Origin of the sequence: Veillonella sp. T34266-5 (assembly GCF_002959815.1) — a bacterium.
Lineage (GTDB): Bacteria > Bacillota > Negativicutes > Veillonellales > Veillonellaceae > Veillonella > Veillonella atypica.
The window spans coordinates 32,985-52,138 of record NZ_PPCZ01000023.1 but is presented as its reverse complement, the minus strand read 5'-3'; the positions used below and the strand labels follow the sequence as shown (position 1 = coordinate 52,138).

The window sequence follows — 19,154 nt, the reverse complement described above, 5'->3', positions numbered from 1 at the left end:
ATAAGAAATTACACAGTATGATACGAATAATAATTATTATGTACGAATGTACATTAATAAAAAAAGACTTCCACACATAGGTATGGAAGTCCCTTGTATTCTATCCCCTATTCACACGATATACTATCGTATAAGGAATATCATATTTTATTGTATATTGCTTTCAAAAGCAGCTTTTAAATCGCCAACGGCCTCAGGAATATAATCCACAATCGACGTCATTAAAGCATACATCAACTCTGGTATAAACTCATCATTAGCACACATGTAGACGCAATCTAAATACAATGTAGAATCTTGTTCATCAATGTAGAATTTATAGTTTTTATACATTGCATTCTCACGATTAATCAATGCATTAATGGCCGCCATATTCTGCGCTGTTACCTTTTCAGGGCCAAGCACTAAACGGATAACACTGTAAATACTATTATCTAAGATCACGAACATCGGCATATCCCAAAGCGGTGATTTAATATAAGATCGATATACGACTGTACCGTCTTCATCATCAAAATCTTTGCGCTCAAAAGCCGTTACTTCTTCTGCCTTCATAAATTTATCAAAGGCTAATGCTTTAGGATTCATACTAACCTCTTATTTTGCTTGTCCTACAATTTTCAAAATTTCTGGATGAACTTCATCTAAGTGAGGTTTAATAACCTCTAACATAAGATTAACCAATACTGCTGGTTCAAATGTTTCAGCTGTAGATGGCACAGAAATATCAGTGTAAATATTGCTGTCTTCATCATTTACATAGTATTTTGTCACTTTAAATTGTTGGTTAAGCTCATTCAATTTAGGCAATACTTTTTTAATGGCTGCATCTGTAATGCTCGTTGTTGTAACTGCAACACGAATATAGGAGAATACAGAATCATCCAACACGATAAACACAGGTAAAGAATTACCATGAATTTCTAAACGACCATGGTATACAACCGTATTGTATTCATCGCCTTCAATAACATCCTTTGTAAACCATTTATTACCAGATTTTTCAATGTCCGCTACTAGTACATCGAACTTCTCAGCTTTTACGTTCATTATTCTACCTCTCTCCGCAAAAAACTATAGGATTAGTCCTCTATAAAAACACATTTATTATCTTTAAATTCTTTAATGCGCACTAAGGATTCAACACGAAAACCAGCATTTTCTAAACGTTCACGACCTGGTTGGAAAGACTTTTCAATAGCAATCGCCATACCAACCACTTCATCGCCTGCATCTTTTACAAGTTTAGCAAGTCCCATAGCTGCTTCACCAGATGCCAAGAAGTCATCAATAATTAAAACTTTTTCGCCTGCTGGCAAGAATTTTTTAGAAATTGTAATGTCATAATTTTCTTCTTTTGTATAAGAATATACAACAGAATGATACACATCATCGACCATAAGAATAGATTTTTTCTTACGAGCAAATACTAATGGCACGTCTAGTTCAAGAGCAGCCATCAATGCCAAGGCAATACCAGATGCTTCAATGGTAACAATACGTTGAACACCAGCATCACGATAGCGGTCAGCAATTTCTTTACCAATAGCTTTAAATAAATGTGGATCGATTTGGTGATTCAAAAAACCATCAACTTTTAATACACGATTGTTTAAGACAATACCTTCTTCACGAATGCGTTGTTTTAATAATTCCATTTCGTTTTACCTCCGCATAACTATCTTTAAATTTTAACGTAAATCGACGCTTAGGGTCAACAAAAAAACACACTTTATTAAAAAAAAGAATAAAGTGTATTTGTAATTCATATTTATAAAACTTTGTCCCGTTTATCTTCACGATTAGTCAGTAAATTGGTAAATCTAGCAGCGCCTTCAGATTGTGGAACGAGACGCGACCGAACAAGTACGATATCTCGCGTTGGCACAGGAATATCTGTATCAATTTTTACGACAGTACCTTCTTGCATTTTTTCTTGCACCACATTACTTGGCAACATAGCGATCCCCATATTAATTTCCACAAGGTCGAGGAGAACGTCTACACTACTCAATTCAAAACGCGGTTTACTACAAGCACCATGCGTTACTTCATCAAAGAAAGTACGGCTAGCTGTTCCCTTTTGTAGTAACAACATAGGCTCACTAAGCAAGCGGCCTTGGTCAAAGAAGCCTGCCCCTTTATATTCATGACCGCCCACAAAGATATCTTGAATGCTCGCCAAGGTAGTAACTTCTAATTGTGTATTGCTACGCAAACCTTCGTAGTCATTAACTACAGCTAACTGCACTTCTTTATTAATGACCATTTCCACACAATCTGGGGACGGTCTGTTTATGATATGCAAGCCAATTTGATTTTCTTGTAATTGCCATTTATGAAAGTAGGGCAACAAGAAATGACGACATAGCGTATCTGTAGCTGCAATATTCAAGCTTTCGTAAGCTTGATTCACCCGTTCTTGTAATTGCGTAATCCCATTATCTAGAATGGAAAATGCTTTGGCTACTGTATCGAATAATTCCTTGCCTTCTGGCGTAAATGCTACCGATTTAGTAGTGCGCACAAATAAAGGCATTTTTAATTCGCCTTCTAATTGTTTGATACTTTGACTAATTGCGGACTGCGAAACACCTAGCTCTTTTGCAGCGCGAGAAAATGACAAATACAACCCAACTCCTAAAAATGATCTATATAGATCTGCTGATACTGCCATTTTATCCTCCTCTGTTATATACTAATAGTATAGTAATACATTATTAATATTCTACTTTTTACTCAAAACAAGATACTATTGTTACGGTTTATGAAATTTTGGTCTTATGACCTTCATGAAAACTTCATATTTATAAGTAGCGTTAATCTTTATATAAGTAAGATTATCTTTACTTATAAGTCTAGACCGACTATACTTATCTTGTCAACACCAGAACTCATTTATTCTGCATATTACAGGAGGCTATATGGCTATTCAACGACTATTTGTAAGAAAACGTGATGCTTTCGCTAATGAAGCAGCACATGTATTAGCTACATTACAGCAAGAATTACATGTACCAGCTACAGCCGTGCAAATCTATGAACGTTATGATGTAGAAAATCTTAGCGATGACGCATTACAAAAGGCTAAACATTTGATTTTTTCTGAACCACCTGTTGATTTAGTAGCAGAAACATTAGATATTCCAGCAAATGCTTTTACCTTTGCTATCGAATATGTACCAGGACAATATGATCAACGTGCAGACAGTGCAGAGCAATGTATTTCTATGCTCACACTTACAACAGGTCATACCGTTCGCTGTGCAAGAGTATTTGTTATAGAAGGTACTTTCACAGACGAAGAAACAGAATCAATCAAACAATATTACATCAATCCTGTTGATTCTAGAGAAGCAAGTCTCGAGTTACCTGATACCTTGGCACTTAAACTAGAAGAGCCAGAAGATGTAGCTATCATCGACGATTTTACAGAAATGTCAGAGGATGCACTACAAGATATGATTAGCGAATATGGACTCGCTATGACATTGGCAGATATCAAATTAATTCAAAAGCAATACAAGAATGTAGAAAAACGCAATCCAACGATTACAGAAATTCGCTTATTCGATACATATTGGTCTGACCATTGCCGCCATACTACATTTATGACAGAGTTAACAGATATTACTATCGAAGAGAGTCGTTTCACAGAACCAATCAAGGAAGCACTAGAAGAATATACTGAAGGTCGCAATTTGTTATATACAACTAAGGTAAAAGCTCGTTCTCTCATGGATATGGCCACATTAGCTGTAAAAGAATTGCGTCATGCAGGCGGTCTTACTAACCTTGATGAATCCGAAGAAATCAATGCATGTACTATCATCGTTCCCGTTGATGTAGATGGCAAAGAAGAAGAATGGCTCTTGCTATTCAAAAACGAAACTCACAATCACCCAACTGAAATCGAACCTTTTGGTGGTGCTGCCACATGTCTTGGCGGTTGTATCCGCGATCCTCTAAGTGGCCGTTCTTATGTATATCAAGCTATGCGCATCACTGGTAGCGGAGACCCTCGCACACCGCTAGCCGATACACTAGAAGGCAAGCTACCACAAAAGAAAATTACTGTTGAAGCCGCACGTGGCTATTCCTCCTATGGTAACCAAATCGGCCTTGCTACTGGCGAAGTTAAAGAATACTATCATCCAGGTTATGTGGCAAAACGCATGGAAATCGGTGCTGTTATCGGTGCTGCTCCGCGCAATCAAGTGCGACGTGAAGTACCAACACCAGGTGATATCATCGTACTACTCGGTGGTAAAACAGGTCGTGATGGCTGCGGTGGGGCTACAGGTTCTTCTAAGGAACATACATTAGAATCCCTCGCTACATGTGGTGCAGAGGTTCAAAAAGGGAATGCCCTTACAGAACGTAAAATTCAACGCTTATTCCGTCGCCCTGAGGTAACAACACTCATCAAACGTTGTAATGACTTTGGTGCTGGTGGTGTCTCCGTAGCCATCGGGGAACTAACAGATGGCGTTACCATCAACCTTGACTTAGTACCTAAAAAATACGACGGTCTCGATGGTACAGAACTCGCTATTTCCGAATCCCAAGAACGTATGGCTTGTGTCATTGCACCAGCCGATGTTGATGCATTTATGAAATATTGCGATGAAGAAAATCTTGAGTGCACAATCGTTGCCGATGTAACCGATACAAATCGCCTCATCATGACATGGCGCGGAGAAACAATTGTCGATATCAGTCGTGATTTCTTAAATACAAATGGGGCTAGTCAACAACAAGAAGCTGTAGTGACAGCTCCTACTGAAAAATCTTATTTCCGCCGTGGTTCTGCAAGTGCCGACAATTTCAAAGATCAATGGCTCGAAGCAATATCTACATTAAACACTGCTTCTCAACAAGGCCTTGTTGAACGCTTTGATAGCACAGTTGGGGCCAATACAGTGCTCATGCCATTTGGTGGTAAATATCAAAAAACACCTACCCAAGGTATGGTGGCAAAATTACCAATTCTTCACGGAGAAACAACAACTGCTAGTATCATGACACATGGCTTTGTACCTGAATTATCCGCATGGAGTCCATACCATGGCGCACAATATGCCGTGCTTTTATCCGTTGCAAAACTTGTGGCACTCGGTGGCCGTCGTCAAGATGCATACTTAACATTACAAGAGTACTTTGAACGTTTACATTCCAAAGAATCTTGGGGTAAACCAGTAGCAGCACTTCTAGGTGCTTACAAAGCGCAAAAAGAACTTGAAATCGGTGCCATTGGTGGCAAGGATTCTATGAGTGGTACATTTATGGATTTAACGGTACCTCCTACCCTCGTATCCTTCGCAGCTGTAACAGCACCTGTTAAAAATATCGTAAGCCAAGATTTAAAAGGTCCTAACCATCGACTCGTATACTTTGATGTACCTCGTACGTACAACGATACACCTGACTGGGATCACTTCAAAGAAAATTGTGATATCTTACAAGAGGAAATTGAAAAAGGCCGCGTATACTCTGCCTATGTAGTAGACCAAGGTGGCATCCCTGAAGCAGTTTCCAAAATGGCTCTCGGCAATAAAATTGGCGTTAAGTTCGACAAATATGCAGAACGAGCTATTTTCCAACCAGCTATTGGTTCTTTCATCGTAGAAGTAGATATTACAGCGGTTAACCATTTACTTGAATTGTCCGACGTTCGCGTTATTGCAGTTACCCAAGACAAACCTGTCATCGAATGGAATGGACAATCTGTAACACTTGACGAAGTTGAAAAAGCATACGAAAAACCGTTAGCTGATATCTTCCCATTGGAAGGAAAATCCGGTACCGGTGAAGCAGTAGCCTACATTCACGATCAACACGCAAAACCTCGCAGTACATCCTTAGGTGCCAAACCAAAGGTACTTATCCCTGTATTCCCTGGTACTAACTGTGAATTCGATTCCGCTCGTGCTTTTGAACGAGCTGGTGCTATTGCAGACATCGTACTGATTCGCAACCAAACACCAGAACAATTAAAAGAATCTATTGATGTAATCAAAGCTAAATTAGCAGAGTCCCAAATTCTTATGTTCCCTGGTGGCTTTAGCGGCGGCGACGAACCAGATGGGTCTGGTAAATTCATGGCTACCCTATTCCGCAACCCATATCTTGCAGAAGGTCTTGAAAATTTACTCTACAAACAAGATGGTCTCGTTCTCGGTATCTGTAATGGTTTCCAAGCATTAATTAAATTAGGTCTATTGCCTGGTGGCCATATTGAAACATTAACGGCTGATCACCCTACATTGACATACAATACCATTGGTCGCCACGTATCTCGTATGGCTAACACTAAGGTTATTTCTACAAAATCTCCTTGGATGTGTGAAGCTAAGGCTGGCGAAATTTATACAGTTCCTATTTCTCATGGTGAAGGTCGCTTTATTGCCTCCCCACAACAAGTATTGGAATTCAATAAAACTGGTCAAATTGCTACACAATATGTTGACTTTGATGGCATTGCATCCATGGATGGGCGCTTTAATCCTAACCAATCCGTAGCTGCTATCGAAGGCATTTATAGCCCTGATGGCCGCGTATTTGGTAAAATGGCGCACTCCGAACGCTGTGGTGCAGATATTAGTAAAAATATTCCAGGCAACTTAGAAATGCCAATCTTCACATCCGGCGTAAAATACTTTAAATAATCTATATGGCCCATTCTTCGGAATGGGCTATATTTACAAACTTTCACAATACACATTCTAATATGTGAAAGTTATCACAGTTATATCACATTGACATATATCGATATATTGATTTTTTTCGAAAAAAACTGTATTATAAGATGTCAATATAATTAATTAAACCGTCATCACATGGATGAGGTTAGTTATGTATATACATATGTGTAAGGAAAGGATATTACTATGCATTGTGCTCAAAAAATGACCCATAATATCTACTGGATTGGTAGTAATGACTGGACAACTGAACGTTTTGAAAACTTATTCCCTATTCCAAATGGTGTAAGCTACAATAGCTATTTCATCGATGATGAAAAAACTTGCGTTGTAGACTCTGTTGATGCAGAAATTCGCGAAGAATACTTTGACAACTTATCCCACCTTTTAAATGGTCGTGATCTTGATTACATCATCGTAAACCATATGGAACCCGACCACTGTCAAACATTGTTAGAAACATTGGAACGCTATCCAAATTGTAAAATGGTTGGTAATGCAACAACATTCCGCATGTTCGAACAATTCTACCGCACACCAAAGCCTGATCAATATTACACAGTAAAAGAAGGCGACGAAATTTGCTTAGGTAAACATACTCTTGTATCCTACACAATGCCTATGGTTCACTGGCCAGAAGTAACTTGTACCTATGAAAAATCTACAGGTACATTGTTCTCTGCTGATGCATTCGGTACATTTGGTACAATCAATGGCAACATCTTTGCTGACCAAACTGATTTCGTAGCAACATACGAAGATGAAGCTCGTCGTTACTACACAAATATCGTTGGTAAATACGGCCCTCAAGTACAAAATGCAATCCGCAAGGTTTCCGGTCTTGAAATTAAACGCATTGCTCCACTTCATGGTCCAATCTGGCGTACACCTGAAACGATTGAATATATCTTGCACAAATACTTGCACTGGTCTAGCTACACAGCTGAGAAAAAAGGTGTTGTTATCGCCTTCGGTTCTATGTACGGTAACACTCGTGACATCGCTCAACAATTGGCAAAACAATTGTCCAAACGCGGCGTTACAGATATTAAAATCTACGATGTTTCCAAAACTAATGCTTCCTACATCATCGCTGATGCTTGGAAATATACAAACTTGGTAACCATCGCACCAACATACAACTTGAATCTATACCTTACTATGGAAAATTTCATTCATGAGTTGAAAGCACTTAACTTCCAAAATCATAAGGTATCCATCATCGGTAACCATTCCTGGGCTTCCGCTGCAATGAAAACAATGGTGGCTCACTTCGAAAACGAATTCAAAGATATTGAAATCGTATCCCAACCACTTGATATCAAATCCTCTTTGAAAGAAGAAGATATCCCATTAATCGAAAAAATGGCAGATGATATCAAAGCATCCATCGATGCACAAGAAATCAAAGAAGTATTATAATTGAATAGAAAAAGCTAGAGGCTCGTAGATAAGAAAATCTATGAGCCTCTAGCTTTTTTCTATTTAATTATTTTATAATTTTCCCATTGGTGAAATCGATACCCTACGCCCCATACGGTATCTATATATTGTTCACCATTATATTTCTTATCCACCTTTATACGCAATCGATTCACGTGAACCATGACCGTAGATGTTTCACCAAAAGAATCTGCCTCCCACAGCCTTTCGTAAATCTCTTCTTTAGTAAATACACGGCTTGGATGCATAGCTAAAAGGACTAGAATCTCGTATTCTCTAGGTGTTAATGGTACAACCTCATCATGAAGTAGTACCATACGGGATGCCAAATTAATTTCAAGGTGCCCCGCTGTAATCTTAGGTTCTTCAACTTTCGCAGGAGATGCAGTAGAGGCTAGTATTCTTTCAAAACGTTGAATGTGAGATTTTACACGCGCTACAAGTTCTGCAGGGCTAAAAGGCTTGGTTAAATAATCATCTGCTCCTATGCCTAACCCTCTAATTTTATCAATATCTTCACGTTTAGCACTAACCATTAGAATAGGTACTTCCTTCTTCATACGGATGTCTTTACATATGGAGAATCCATCTTTTTTAGGAAGCATTATATCTAAGATAATACAGCTATAATCATTTTGTATAGCTTTTTCTACCCCCATCACTCCATCAGTGGCAATCTCGACTTCAAACCCTTCAATCTCTAAATAATCCCTTTCTAACTCGGAAATCCCTTTATCATCTTCTATGATTAAGATTTTTTTCATGCGTCCTCCAAACCTGTCATAATTGGAAATTCCATAATAACCGATAGGCCAGAACCATTCAAACCCCGTTCGGCCCAAATTTGTCCATCCATATCCATTACAATTTGTTTTACAATGGCAAGACCTATCCCATTTCCGTTAGCCACTTCACTACGGGCCTCATCGGTGCGAAAAAATATGTCAAATAATTGATTTAATGATGATTCTGGCACACCCATTCCATTATCGGTAATGGTAAACCGAACTCTATGATCCTGATAGACAGTGCTAACATTGATCTTAAGTGGCTCTGTACTCCTATATTTCCAACTATTAGAAAATATATTATCTAGTATCCGTACAAATTGTTTTTCATCAGCTCTAACAAATCGATTAGATTCACCATAAGACTCTACCAGTATAATTCCTTTATCCTCAAAATCTCCTTTATGTCTTTCTATATATTCAGAAATAACTTGATTCAAACTAACTGGTCTATAATCATACACAATCTGCCCAAGCTCAAGCTTTGAAAAATCAGACAGCATAGATACTAATTTCTCAATATTACCAGCCATAGTATATATCATTTGTACATAATGAGTCTGCTTTTCTGGAGTTCGTGCAACACCATCTAAAATACCACTTGCATAGCCCTTAACAGATGTAAGCGGTGTTGCGATATCATGGCAAATGCCTGCAATCATTTGCCTACGTTTCTCTTCATAATCTTCACGCAATTGCTTTTCTCTGGCTAAGGATCTTTGCATATTATTAAAAGCCTCACAAGTTTCTCCTAACTCATCATGATAGGTCACTTTAATAAGACTAGGTGTAACCCCTTTCTTAATATCTATAGCAGCCCTTTGAAGATATTGTAAAGGTAACAAAATTTGCTTAGACAAGCGATTGGCAATATAAATACCACCAAATACAGCCGATGCTACTACTAAAGCAAGAGCTAGGCCAAACAGAAACTCTACCAGTACCTTCTCATCTGTTTCATGTCCCATTGATTTTGCCATAAAGGGGATGTGTCCCGCTCCAATAACTAACATACCGTCACCATAACGATTAACATATGTCAACCGATCACCATCCCATTCATAGTATCTACTATCATTATCTGTAATCAACCCCATTGTTTTGATAGTAGATACTATATGGTCACCATCACTGTCAGGTGTCATATATAGTACTGTATCATCTTTCATAATAACAACATCAACGCCTTGAGCTTCTATAACAGATGTATTATTACGTAAGCTAAACACAGTCGTGTCTTTAGATAATAACTTTTTATTTATTTGTTCTAGTTCGAATTGAAGGATTTGAGATTGTATTGTACTAGGTGCTAACATCATCCAAGAGCGCTGCTCTATAGGGTTAGAAAACCGCAACAAACTCCAAATGCCACCAACCAGTAGGAATAGTGTAATAAGTGGTATCACTATCATTAATAAATTACTGAGCAATAATTTATATTGTACTTTTAGGTTTTGAAACCATGTATTCATAAAAACCTCCTCTATAGCTCCATTATAAGCATAAAAATAACATTATCCTATACCATCTTTACACCTTTCTAATATTGTTATAAGGTCGTAAGATTTTCGTAAGATTTCTCCGATATGATGTATGCATCAAGAAAACCATACGCAACATTAGGAGGAATTATGAACTACGAATTATTTCAACTCATTAATAATCTAGCAGGTATAAGCCCTATTTTAGATCAATTCATGATTTATATAGTAAAATTTAGTGCACCAATCATGGCTATACTAGTAGCGACCTTATTAGGGCTTGGCCTTTATACAAAAGATAAAGAGCTTACTAATAATAGCATACATACAATCTTACTATTGGGACTTACCCTCGCTATACATCAAGTAATCGGTTTTTTCTATGTAGAGCCACGACCATTCGTATCTCATACAGTTAATCTCTTGCTAGCACACAGTGCAGATCCAAGCTTTCCAAGTACACATGCTATGGGAATGAGCGCTATAGCTCTATCTCTATTTGCTGTATATAAAAGATTAGGCTCCATTTTAATTGTCCTAACACTTCTTACAGGATTTGCCAAAATATTTGTAGGGCATCATTACCCTATGGATATTATCGGTGGTTTTATTATTACCTATGTGTTATTTCTTTTATATAATAAGTTACTCAAACAAACAATTACACCATATATCAGTAATTTAAAACATATACAAAGACAACTTAGCACTATATTTAAACGATCCAGCGTTCTCATTACAGAGTCTCAACGCCCATTAACTAAGCGTTTTACAAAATAATTTATTTTTCAAACAAAAAGGAATAATAAGTATGCCGCAAATTTGTAGTAAATGGATCCACGCTAAGTACTTTCATATAACAATAATCCTAATAATCTCAGGAATACTATATCTTCTAGGAAATGCGGACCTTGCCATTACGGATCCTGTAGAGTCCAATTATGCTTTAACAGCAAAGGAAATGTTATTAAATCAAAACTATTTTTCCCCTCAGATTTTTAACCACTATTGGTATGATAAACCTATCTTTTATTATGTAGAGCTTATCATAAGTTACAAACTATTCGGCATTTCTAATTTCGGAGCACGCTTTTTCTCCGCCCTATTAGGAGTGATGAATATTGGATTGCTCTATAGCTTTGTACATCAGATACGAGGAAAAAAGACGGCTGTTATCGCCGCTATTTTATATGCTACCTGTGCGGAATTCTGGATTATCTCCAAAGCTGTCATTACCGATATGACGCTAGTATTATTCATCAATATTACCTTGATGAGTTTTTATATTGGGTACCGAAAGCATATGTTACATCAAAAATATGCTACGTACTATTATATAGCTTATATAGGAGCCGCCCTAGCAGTATTAACAAAAGGTCCTATTGGATTTTTATTGCCAGGACTCATCATCCTCATATATTTAGCTGTATCACATAATCTCAAAGAATTATTACATCTAAAAATACCAGTAGGCTTATTACTACTTACTCTCATAGGTGGGAATTGGTATATCTATATGTATACAATGCATGGTAGTGATTTTATCAATGTATTTTTGGGAGTCCATAACTGGTTACGTGCCACTGTGTCAGAACATCCCCAATTCAATGTATGGTATTACTACATTATTGTAACACTCATCGCCCTATTCCCATGGTCTTTTATTGTATCCTATAAGCTTTATACACAAAGAAAGAGCTTACAAAAACACAATCATATAACCCCCTTCACCACCTTTTTAGGTATATGGGCCTTAACTGTACTTATATTTTTTACTTGTATGGCTACTAAGTATACAACATATACCTTCCCATCCCTTGCACCTATGACAATACTTATTGCGATAATATGTAAACCACATTATCGTTTCATTCGTAAAGCAGCAATAGTAACTGTAATATTCTATGGCATATTAACCTATACAGTAGCAATGCCACTAATGAATCATGCATCGTCCGCTATTACAAGTCAATACATATTCAATACTATTTCCGATAATGCGATGATTATCAGTGCGCGTCATGATTATCGTGTATCAACTACGTACTATAGCAATCACACAATTTATAAACTAGAAGCAACCCCAGACAATTCTTTAAATCCTATGAGTTTATCATGGGATGCAAAAAAAATCATGCCCTTAGCTTATGCCACTGAATTACCTTCCAATACCTCCATCTATTTGTTAACAGATACTGATCAGTTCCCTAATAGTCTAGATAAATCAGAATGGACATGTATTGAAAGCAATGCAGAGGGAGATATCTATAAACGCAATAAATAGCTATCCGAAAATACTATATTCAGCCAAAAAATTTCTTGACATCTAATCTCCTTTTTAATATACTATACAAGTACCTGTTACACAACAGAATACATGGAGAGGTGTCCGAGCGGCTGAAGGAGCATGATTGGAAATCATGTGTGCGGTTATACCGTACCCAGGGTTCAAATCCCTGTCTCTCCGCCACATATAAGAAGGTTATCCGATGGATGACCTTCTTTTTTTTATATGCAAAAACCGCTTAATGCACGCTGATATATCCCCCCTTTACTGGACGCCCAGAAAAAGGGGATGAAATATCACGCGTCATTAAGCGGTCTTTCATTTGTACCGATTAATGGTTAGTAATACGCTCCATTATTAATGTAAAATCATAGATTGAATATCTACCTTTTTATCACTAGGAATCATACCTATAGAAATTAAATAATCTTGTGATGCTTCCAAGCTCTTAATATCAGAATCGGCGATTGTCGTGTCAAAGTTATACCAAGGGGCCATTGTAGCCACATCGGCTTCCGTTAAGCCCGTTTCTTTCGCCACAATATCATAGTAAGAATTTGGATCTTTTTCATAAGCTTGAACGATTTGATTATGTGTATCCATATATTGTTTGATCAACTCAGGATGTTCTTTAGCAAACTTACCACTTGTTGCAATAACAATGGAGCCATCAATATAGCCTTCGCCACTTACAACAACGCGAGCACCTTGTTGAATAGCTTTTAACGCTACAGGGCCCGCTACCATGGCTACATCTACATCACCGGAATCGAGCGCACTGGCCGCTTGTGGAATGCCTCCATTTATGAACTCTACATCATTAGCAGTCATACCATTCTTATCCAATGCAGTTAATAACAATTGATGTAGAATCGTTCCTTTAGGTCCCATCACCTTCTTCCCCTTCAAATCCTTAACAGATTGAATATCAGGATTTTTAGTAATCAACACAAATGCTTTTGGCGCACGGCTATACATACCGATAATCTTGATATCAGCGCCATTCGCCTTTGCTAAAATCGCAGATGTGCCACCCAATACGGTAGCAATATCAATATCGCCGGATTCTAATGCTGCTGTTTGCTTAGGCCCTTCTGTAATTTCCGAATAAGTAACACCTATATTCTTTTCTTTGAAAGCCTTCTCTATAATGCCATTTTGTTTTTCAATGATGGACGGAATATTTAGAGGTGATTTTACATAGGTTAAATGTAAATCCTTTGGTTCTTGTTTTGATTGCTCAGAACCACAACCAACCATTACAAATAGCCCAGTAATTAAACATAAACAAAGAGTAAGTATTTTCCGAATAGAATACTTCATATAAACTCCTTTCATAAATTCATATATGCTCATCAATCGTTGGCAATCATGGACTGTAATTTTTCAATAAATGTAAAACGTCGTTCCAAAACATGTACATCCTCATCCCATCGCTCATCTTTTACAATGGGGTTTTCTACGATCTCATGATTACCATTTGAATTAATGACGATAACAATATCCCCCAGAAGGGATGCCTCTTGTAAATCATGTGTAGTCATCACTATAGACATAGATTCTTTTACATACAAGTCATATAAATCACGCTGTAATTGTTGTCGTGTAAAATAATCGAGCGCACCAAATGGTTCATCCATTAAAAGAATATTCTTTTTACTGCAAAAAGCACGTCCTAATGCTACCCGTTGTGCAAGCCCGCCTGATAATTGAGCTGGATAGAATGAACCATATTGCTGTAACCCTAATTGTTTCATATAGTGATCAATCGTTGACTCATCAACCATAATTCCACCATATTTCGAAAAAGCCATATTCTCGCGCACCGTAAGCCATGGCAACAACCGCGGTTCTTGAAATACAAAGGCCATAGATTGTTGTACCGCATCAATGTCCATATCATCAACCAAAAATGTGCCACTCGTAGGTTTCTCAAGTCCTGACAATAACCGTAACAATGTTGTTTTACCAGAACCACTTTTGCCTACGACACAGATTAATTTCTGCAATGGTAATGTTGCCTCTAAGGGGTGTAGTCCAACTAAGACATTATGTTCGCCCCTATACAGTTTGCTAAGATTATTAATATGTAAACTAGGAGCCATATACATCACCACCAGTCATATATCTCGACAGCATTCTATTAGTAATCCATTTAAACAGAGCATCAGAGATAATGCCGCACAAACCGATGACGATGATACCAACAATGACGATATCCGAACGGGCCATTGTTTGTGCATCTAGAATCCAATACCCGATGCCTGAAGATGCGGCAATCATTTCAGCACCAATTAAGGATCGCCAACTATAGCCTAAGCCGATACGAAGTCCACTGATAATATAAGGTATGGCATAAGGGATAGTAACATGTAGAAAAATTTGTTTCTTGGATAAGCCGTATTGATGTGCCATTTCAACGAGCTTTCTGTCTACCTCACTAAAGCCCATGAGAGCATTTAGAAAAATAGGATACACTGTTGCAAGAAAAACAATGGCAATTTTAGAGCTTTCACCAATCCCTAACCATAAAATTAATAGTGGTAACAACGCTAATGGCGGAACATGTCGAAAGAATTCAATCATACCTGATGAAAGCGTGCGCATGCGGTGACTAGCCGTCAATACAATGGCGAGTGGTATAGAAATAATAGTTGCCAATAAAAAACCCTGTACAACCCGCAACAAGCTCATTCCTACATGTTTCCATATGAGTCCTGATACAATACAATCTATAAACTCGGACCAAACTCTATACGGTGTTGGTAAGATATAGGTGGACCAGATGTTTAGAGAGCTCAGTATAAACCATATAACGATAACTAATACAGGCAATATGAACTTCCACGCTATTTTTGTAAATCTCTGTTTTATCTGCACACACCTCCTTATGTTAACTATATCATGTTGCGAATAAATATCAATTATTTATATACATTATATCATTTCACTAAAGTAAAAGGGACTGTACTTATACAGTCCCTCTCATTTATTTTACATGTATTTGTTTTGCTACTTCTTGAATGATATCAGGATTTGTTCGACAACATCCACCGATTATATTAGCCCCGGCCTTGCGCCATACATCAACATAGTCAATAAAGCTTTGTTGTCCACCTGACCATGTTTTGGTTTCTCCATCATAGGTTTCACCAAGATTTGGATATACAGCAATCGGTTTATTGGTTACAGACCGTATATCTTTAATCAAGGATTCTACATATTCCGGCGCTGTACAGTTAATACCTATGCCCGTTACTTGACGCACCTTATCGATCATTTCAGCGCATTTAATGATGGTCTCCCCGCTTGAGATATGATGTTCATCTTTGCAAGAGAAAGAAATCCATGCGGGAATGCCTTTTGTCGTAAGCGGATCACACAAGGCACGGGCAATGGCGATGGCCTCATCATAGCAAGGCACAGTTTCACAGGCTAACACATCTGGGTTTTCTTCGCAGAATAATGCAATGCGAGGAATATGAAATACTTCCAAATATTCGGTTTGTACACCATAATCACCACGATATTCCGATCCATCTGCCAAGAAAGCACCATATGGACCAACAGAGGCGGCTACCAATGGTTTTGGTAAGGCCCCTTCAGAGAAGTAACGGACACTGCCATCTGGCAATTGTTCACCTAATGTAATACCACGCAATGTAAGCGCATCATTCGCTTTAGCTTCTAAAAATTCATTACGTGCTTGTACGGCTAAACGAACGGATAGCTTAACCAAATCTAGGGCTTCTTCCGTACCATATCCATGAGCCTTGAATCCAGCTACAGTCGCTTGATAACCAGAACTTTCAATAATATCTGCACCGGCTGCCAAATAGGAAATGTGCACTTTTTTGATGATTTCTGGATTTTCAATAAGCATCTTAGACGACCACAACTCATCATGAATATTACATCCATGACGCTCCAATTCAGTGCCAAATGCGCCATCTAACACAAGAGGTCCATTTTCCTTTACAATCTTCAAAAATGCTTTCCGTTTAGCCATTCTATCACCTATTTCAAATCTTCTGCAGGTGGTTCTTTACCAAACCACTTTTTATAAATCTCTGCATATTTACCATTAGCCTTAATTTTGGCTAATCCATCGTTTATTTTACCAAGTAACTCCGTATTACCTTTTTTCACAGCAATACCGAGGGGTGCCGCATCATAGTCCTCACCCGTTACTTTAGCAATGCCACGGCCTTTATTATTTACATAATACTCATTTACCGGCGTATCATTAATAACTACATCTACGCCTTTATTTTCCAATTCCAAAAAAGCATCAACGATAATATTAAATTGTCGTACATCAGCATTTGGAATTTTGCTAGCAATCTCAGCGCCAGTGGATCCAATAGAAACGCCAATGCGTTTGCCTTCTAGATCCTTAAAGCTATGAATTGTTGTATTATCAATATTTACGACAAGTCCATTCCCCGCTATATAGTAAGGATTACTAAAGTCAACGGATTTAGCACGGTCTTCTGAAATCGTCATATCAGAAATCGCAATATCAATTGTATTACTTTGTAGTGCTGGTAACAAGGCATCAAAGTTTAAATTTTGAATATCCGCTTCAATGCCCTCTTCTTTGGCAATGGCATTAATTATATCGATATCAAAGCCATCCAACTTGCCCGTATCTTTATCTTTAAATCCAAATGGAGCATAGGTGGCATCAGTGCCAACACGCCATACTTTATCATTATTACTAGTAGTATTACCACAACCAGCTATAAACAGGCCGCTAACAATGGTAAAAGCACCTAGTAGAGCCGCAATTCGTTTTAGTTTCATTATATACCTCATCAGTAAAAAGACTCTACTATTTAGTCACCTAGAATCTCATACCTATTACTAAATAAAATTTCTACATAATCTAACAACTATAGATTTACTCTAAAATAAAATAACATAAACATATCATATCACCCTATATATCCTAGGTCAATAATTCCTACTATATAAATATGTTTTATTTGGTATAGATTATATCTATATATCAAAGACAATCTCCCAATCATCTCATATAGAAAACGGCTCTATAATAAATGTTGGGGTGACACCACTACGGTGTCACTTCCAACATTATTTTTTTGCAAAAAAATAAGCATATAAGGCTCACATGCTTTACAATAAAAGTGTCAAAGTCCTAAAGAAAGGATGTGAGCTTATATGCCTACTACTGATTATACTGAATTTTTACATAATGTAAAACAAGAATATATTACAAATAGCTATGAATAGACGGAATATTTATTTTTGACATAGAATTACCAGCAACATCACATATTTGCCCAAAGTGTGGAGAAACCACAAAGCATATTAAGGATTACCGCATACGTACTGTAAAGTTTGGAAAAGTACAACGAGGTCCACTAATTGGAAAATACAGACAGCGTCGGTATATTTGTCCGCATTGTGGTCATTCTTTTGCTGAAAGCAATCCATTTGTACGAAAACATATGCAACTAAGTGTAACTAATATTAGAATGCTATTTGATAAACTTACTGAAAGTGTAACCTATACAGCTATTGCTAACGAGTGTGATACATCTATTACTACAGTATTACGTTATTGCTCTATGATCACTATACCTAAGCCCGAGACCTTACCCACTGTGATTGGTATTGATGAGTTTAAAGGAAATGCAGAAGGCTACCAATACCAAGTTAATTTAACTAATCCAGATACACATGAAATATTAGATATTTTACCGAAACGTGATACGCAAGCATTAATCCACTATTTTGCATCATTTAAACATAAGTATCGCCTACAAGTTAAGTTTATTGTAATGGATATGTCCATACAATTTAAGCGCATCATGGAGGCGCTATTTCCACATGCGCATATTATCTGTGATCGATACCATGTATGTCGACTTGTAGATTGGGCGGTAGAGCGAGTTAGAAAGCGTGAGCAACATAAACTGGCTGCTTATTCACGTATGTTAAAACAGAATCGACGTGTACTAATGAAGCATCCAGACCATTTAACGGAAGCCGAACATATTAAACTATGTGAAATACTCAGAATATCTGATGATTTACGAAAAGCATATGCTTTAAAACTTTCTTTTAGAAAAATCTTTTCAATCTATGGTAAACAAAGAATAGCTGCACATTTAACGCATTGGTTGGAATTAGTAAAAGCATCTGGCTTAAATGAATTTAATAACTTCTTTACATCATTTCCTGCATGGATGACGCAATTAACTAATGCATTCTTACTTCCATATTCTAATGGATACACAGAAGGAACTAACAACAAAATTAAAGTATTAAAACGGATAAGCTATGGACTTCGCCACTTTGGTAGATTTAGAGTACGTATTCTACTTTTGAGCAAAAAGAATGGCACCAACCATAACTATGATTGGTGCCAAAGAAGACTCGTAGGGTGAATCCCCCAACATTTGACAGAGAGCCTAGAAAACGC

At 37.4% G+C, this 19,154-nt stretch carries 15 protein-coding genes, 1 tRNA gene and 1 pseudogene; 6 read left to right on the top strand and 11 right to left on the bottom strand.

What is annotated here, in order from left to right; all coding sequences use genetic code 11:
* Positions 1–147: 147 nt before the first annotated feature.
* The 4 genes from VIHSUH07_RS07915 to VIHSUH07_RS07900 all read right to left on the bottom strand — a co-directional run bounded on the left by VIHSUH07_RS07915 (position 148) and on the right by VIHSUH07_RS07900 (position 2,677).
* Positions 148–588 carry a hypothetical protein gene (locus VIHSUH07_RS07915; protein ID WP_105084539.1) on the bottom strand — a complete coding sequence of 147 codons (441 nt, stop codon included), beginning with the start codon at positions 586–588 and terminating at the stop codon, positions 148–150.
* Positions 589–597: 9 nt separating this feature from the next.
* Positions 598–1,050: a hypothetical protein gene (locus tag VIHSUH07_RS07910; RefSeq protein WP_005377736.1), complete on the bottom strand. Its 453-nt coding sequence runs from the start codon at positions 1,048–1,050 to the stop codon at positions 598–600.
* Positions 1,051–1,082: 32 nt separating this feature from the next.
* A complete protein-coding gene (locus tag VIHSUH07_RS07905; RefSeq protein ID WP_005380212.1) occupies positions 1,083–1,658 on the bottom strand; it encodes a xanthine phosphoribosyltransferase in 576 nt (191 codons plus the stop codon).
* A gap of 113 nt (positions 1,659–1,771) precedes the next feature.
* Positions 1,772–2,677, bottom strand: a complete 906-nt coding sequence (locus tag VIHSUH07_RS07900; protein WP_005377632.1) for a LysR family transcriptional regulator — start codon at positions 2,675–2,677, stop codon at positions 1,772–1,774.
* Positions 2,678–2,924: 247 nt separating this feature from the next.
* Here VIHSUH07_RS07900 and VIHSUH07_RS07895 point away from each other — a divergent pair, with 247 nt between their 5' ends.
* Together VIHSUH07_RS07895 and VIHSUH07_RS07890 are read left to right on the top strand one after the other, a co-directional pair.
* Positions 2,925–6,668: a phosphoribosylformylglycinamidine synthase gene (locus VIHSUH07_RS07895; RefSeq protein ID WP_105084538.1), complete on the top strand. Its 3,744-nt coding sequence runs from the start codon at positions 2,925–2,927 to the stop codon at positions 6,666–6,668.
* 222 nt (positions 6,669–6,890) lie between these two features.
* Positions 6,891–8,126 (top strand): FprA family A-type flavoprotein, encoded by a 1,236-nt coding sequence (locus VIHSUH07_RS07890; protein WP_105084537.1) that lies wholly within the window; start codon positions 6,891–6,893, stop codon positions 8,124–8,126.
* A gap of 59 nt (positions 8,127–8,185) precedes the next feature.
* On the opposite strand, the gene VIHSUH07_RS07885 is transcribed toward VIHSUH07_RS07890, so the two are convergent.
* Positions 8,186–8,911, bottom strand: coding sequence for a response regulator transcription factor (locus VIHSUH07_RS07885; RefSeq protein WP_105084536.1), 726 nt, complete (start codon positions 8,909–8,911; stop codon positions 8,186–8,188).
* Entirely contained in the window at positions 8,908–10,407 is a 1,500-nt protein-coding gene (locus tag VIHSUH07_RS07880) for a sensor histidine kinase (RefSeq protein ID WP_105084535.1), read from the bottom strand. The genes VIHSUH07_RS07885 and VIHSUH07_RS07880 overlap by 4 nt, the downstream gene beginning before the upstream one ends.
* 159 nt (positions 10,408–10,566) lie before the next feature.
* Between VIHSUH07_RS07880 and VIHSUH07_RS07875 the strand changes: the two genes are divergently transcribed.
* The 3 genes from VIHSUH07_RS07875 to VIHSUH07_RS07865 all read left to right on the top strand — a co-directional run bounded on the left by VIHSUH07_RS07875 (position 10,567) and on the right by VIHSUH07_RS07865 (position 12,886).
* Complete coding sequence (locus VIHSUH07_RS07875; protein ID WP_105084534.1) at positions 10,567–11,196, top strand: phosphatase PAP2 family protein; 630 nt, start codon at positions 10,567–10,569, stop codon at positions 11,194–11,196.
* Between the two features lie 31 nt (positions 11,197–11,227).
* On the top strand, positions 11,228–12,700 hold the full coding sequence (locus tag VIHSUH07_RS07870; protein WP_105084533.1) for an ArnT family glycosyltransferase: 1,473 nt from the start codon (positions 11,228–11,230) through the stop codon (positions 12,698–12,700).
* A gap of 95 nt (positions 12,701–12,795) precedes the next feature.
* Positions 12,796–12,886 (top strand) — tRNA-Ser (locus tag VIHSUH07_RS07865).
* Positions 12,887–13,060: 174 nt separating this feature from the next.
* Here the strand turns inward: VIHSUH07_RS07865 and VIHSUH07_RS07860 are convergent.
* The 5 genes from VIHSUH07_RS07860 to VIHSUH07_RS07840 all read right to left on the bottom strand — a co-directional run bounded on the left by VIHSUH07_RS07860 (position 13,061) and on the right by VIHSUH07_RS07840 (position 17,509).
* The gene (locus tag VIHSUH07_RS07860; protein ID WP_105084532.1) at positions 13,061–14,026 is read right to left on the bottom strand and encodes an ABC transporter substrate-binding protein; all 966 of its coding nucleotides are present in this window, start codon (positions 14,024–14,026) and stop codon (positions 13,061–13,063) included.
* Between the two features lie 32 nt (positions 14,027–14,058).
* A complete protein-coding gene (locus VIHSUH07_RS07855; protein ID WP_158251388.1) occupies positions 14,059–14,808 on the bottom strand; it encodes an ABC transporter ATP-binding protein in 750 nt (249 codons plus the stop codon).
* Positions 14,798–15,364 (bottom strand): ABC transporter permease, encoded by a 567-nt coding sequence (locus tag VIHSUH07_RS07850; RefSeq protein ID WP_233187837.1) that lies wholly within the window; start codon positions 15,362–15,364, stop codon positions 14,798–14,800. The genes VIHSUH07_RS07855 and VIHSUH07_RS07850 overlap by 11 nt, the downstream gene beginning before the upstream one ends.
* A gap of 328 nt (positions 15,365–15,692) precedes the next feature.
* Positions 15,693–16,712 carry a homocysteine S-methyltransferase gene (mmuM, locus tag VIHSUH07_RS07845; protein WP_105084529.1) on the bottom strand — a complete coding sequence of 340 codons (1,020 nt, stop codon included), beginning with the start codon at positions 16,710–16,712 and terminating at the stop codon, positions 15,693–15,695.
* Between the two features lie 8 nt (positions 16,713–16,720).
* A complete protein-coding gene (locus VIHSUH07_RS07840; protein ID WP_105084528.1) occupies positions 16,721–17,509 on the bottom strand; it encodes a basic amino acid ABC transporter substrate-binding protein in 789 nt (262 codons plus the stop codon).
* A gap of 378 nt (positions 17,510–17,887) precedes the next feature.
* Between VIHSUH07_RS07840 and VIHSUH07_RS07835 the strand changes: the two are divergent.
* A pseudogene (locus VIHSUH07_RS07835) lies at positions 17,888–19,119 on the top strand (ISL3 family transposase).
* The last annotated feature ends 35 nt before the right edge of the window (positions 19,120–19,154 follow it).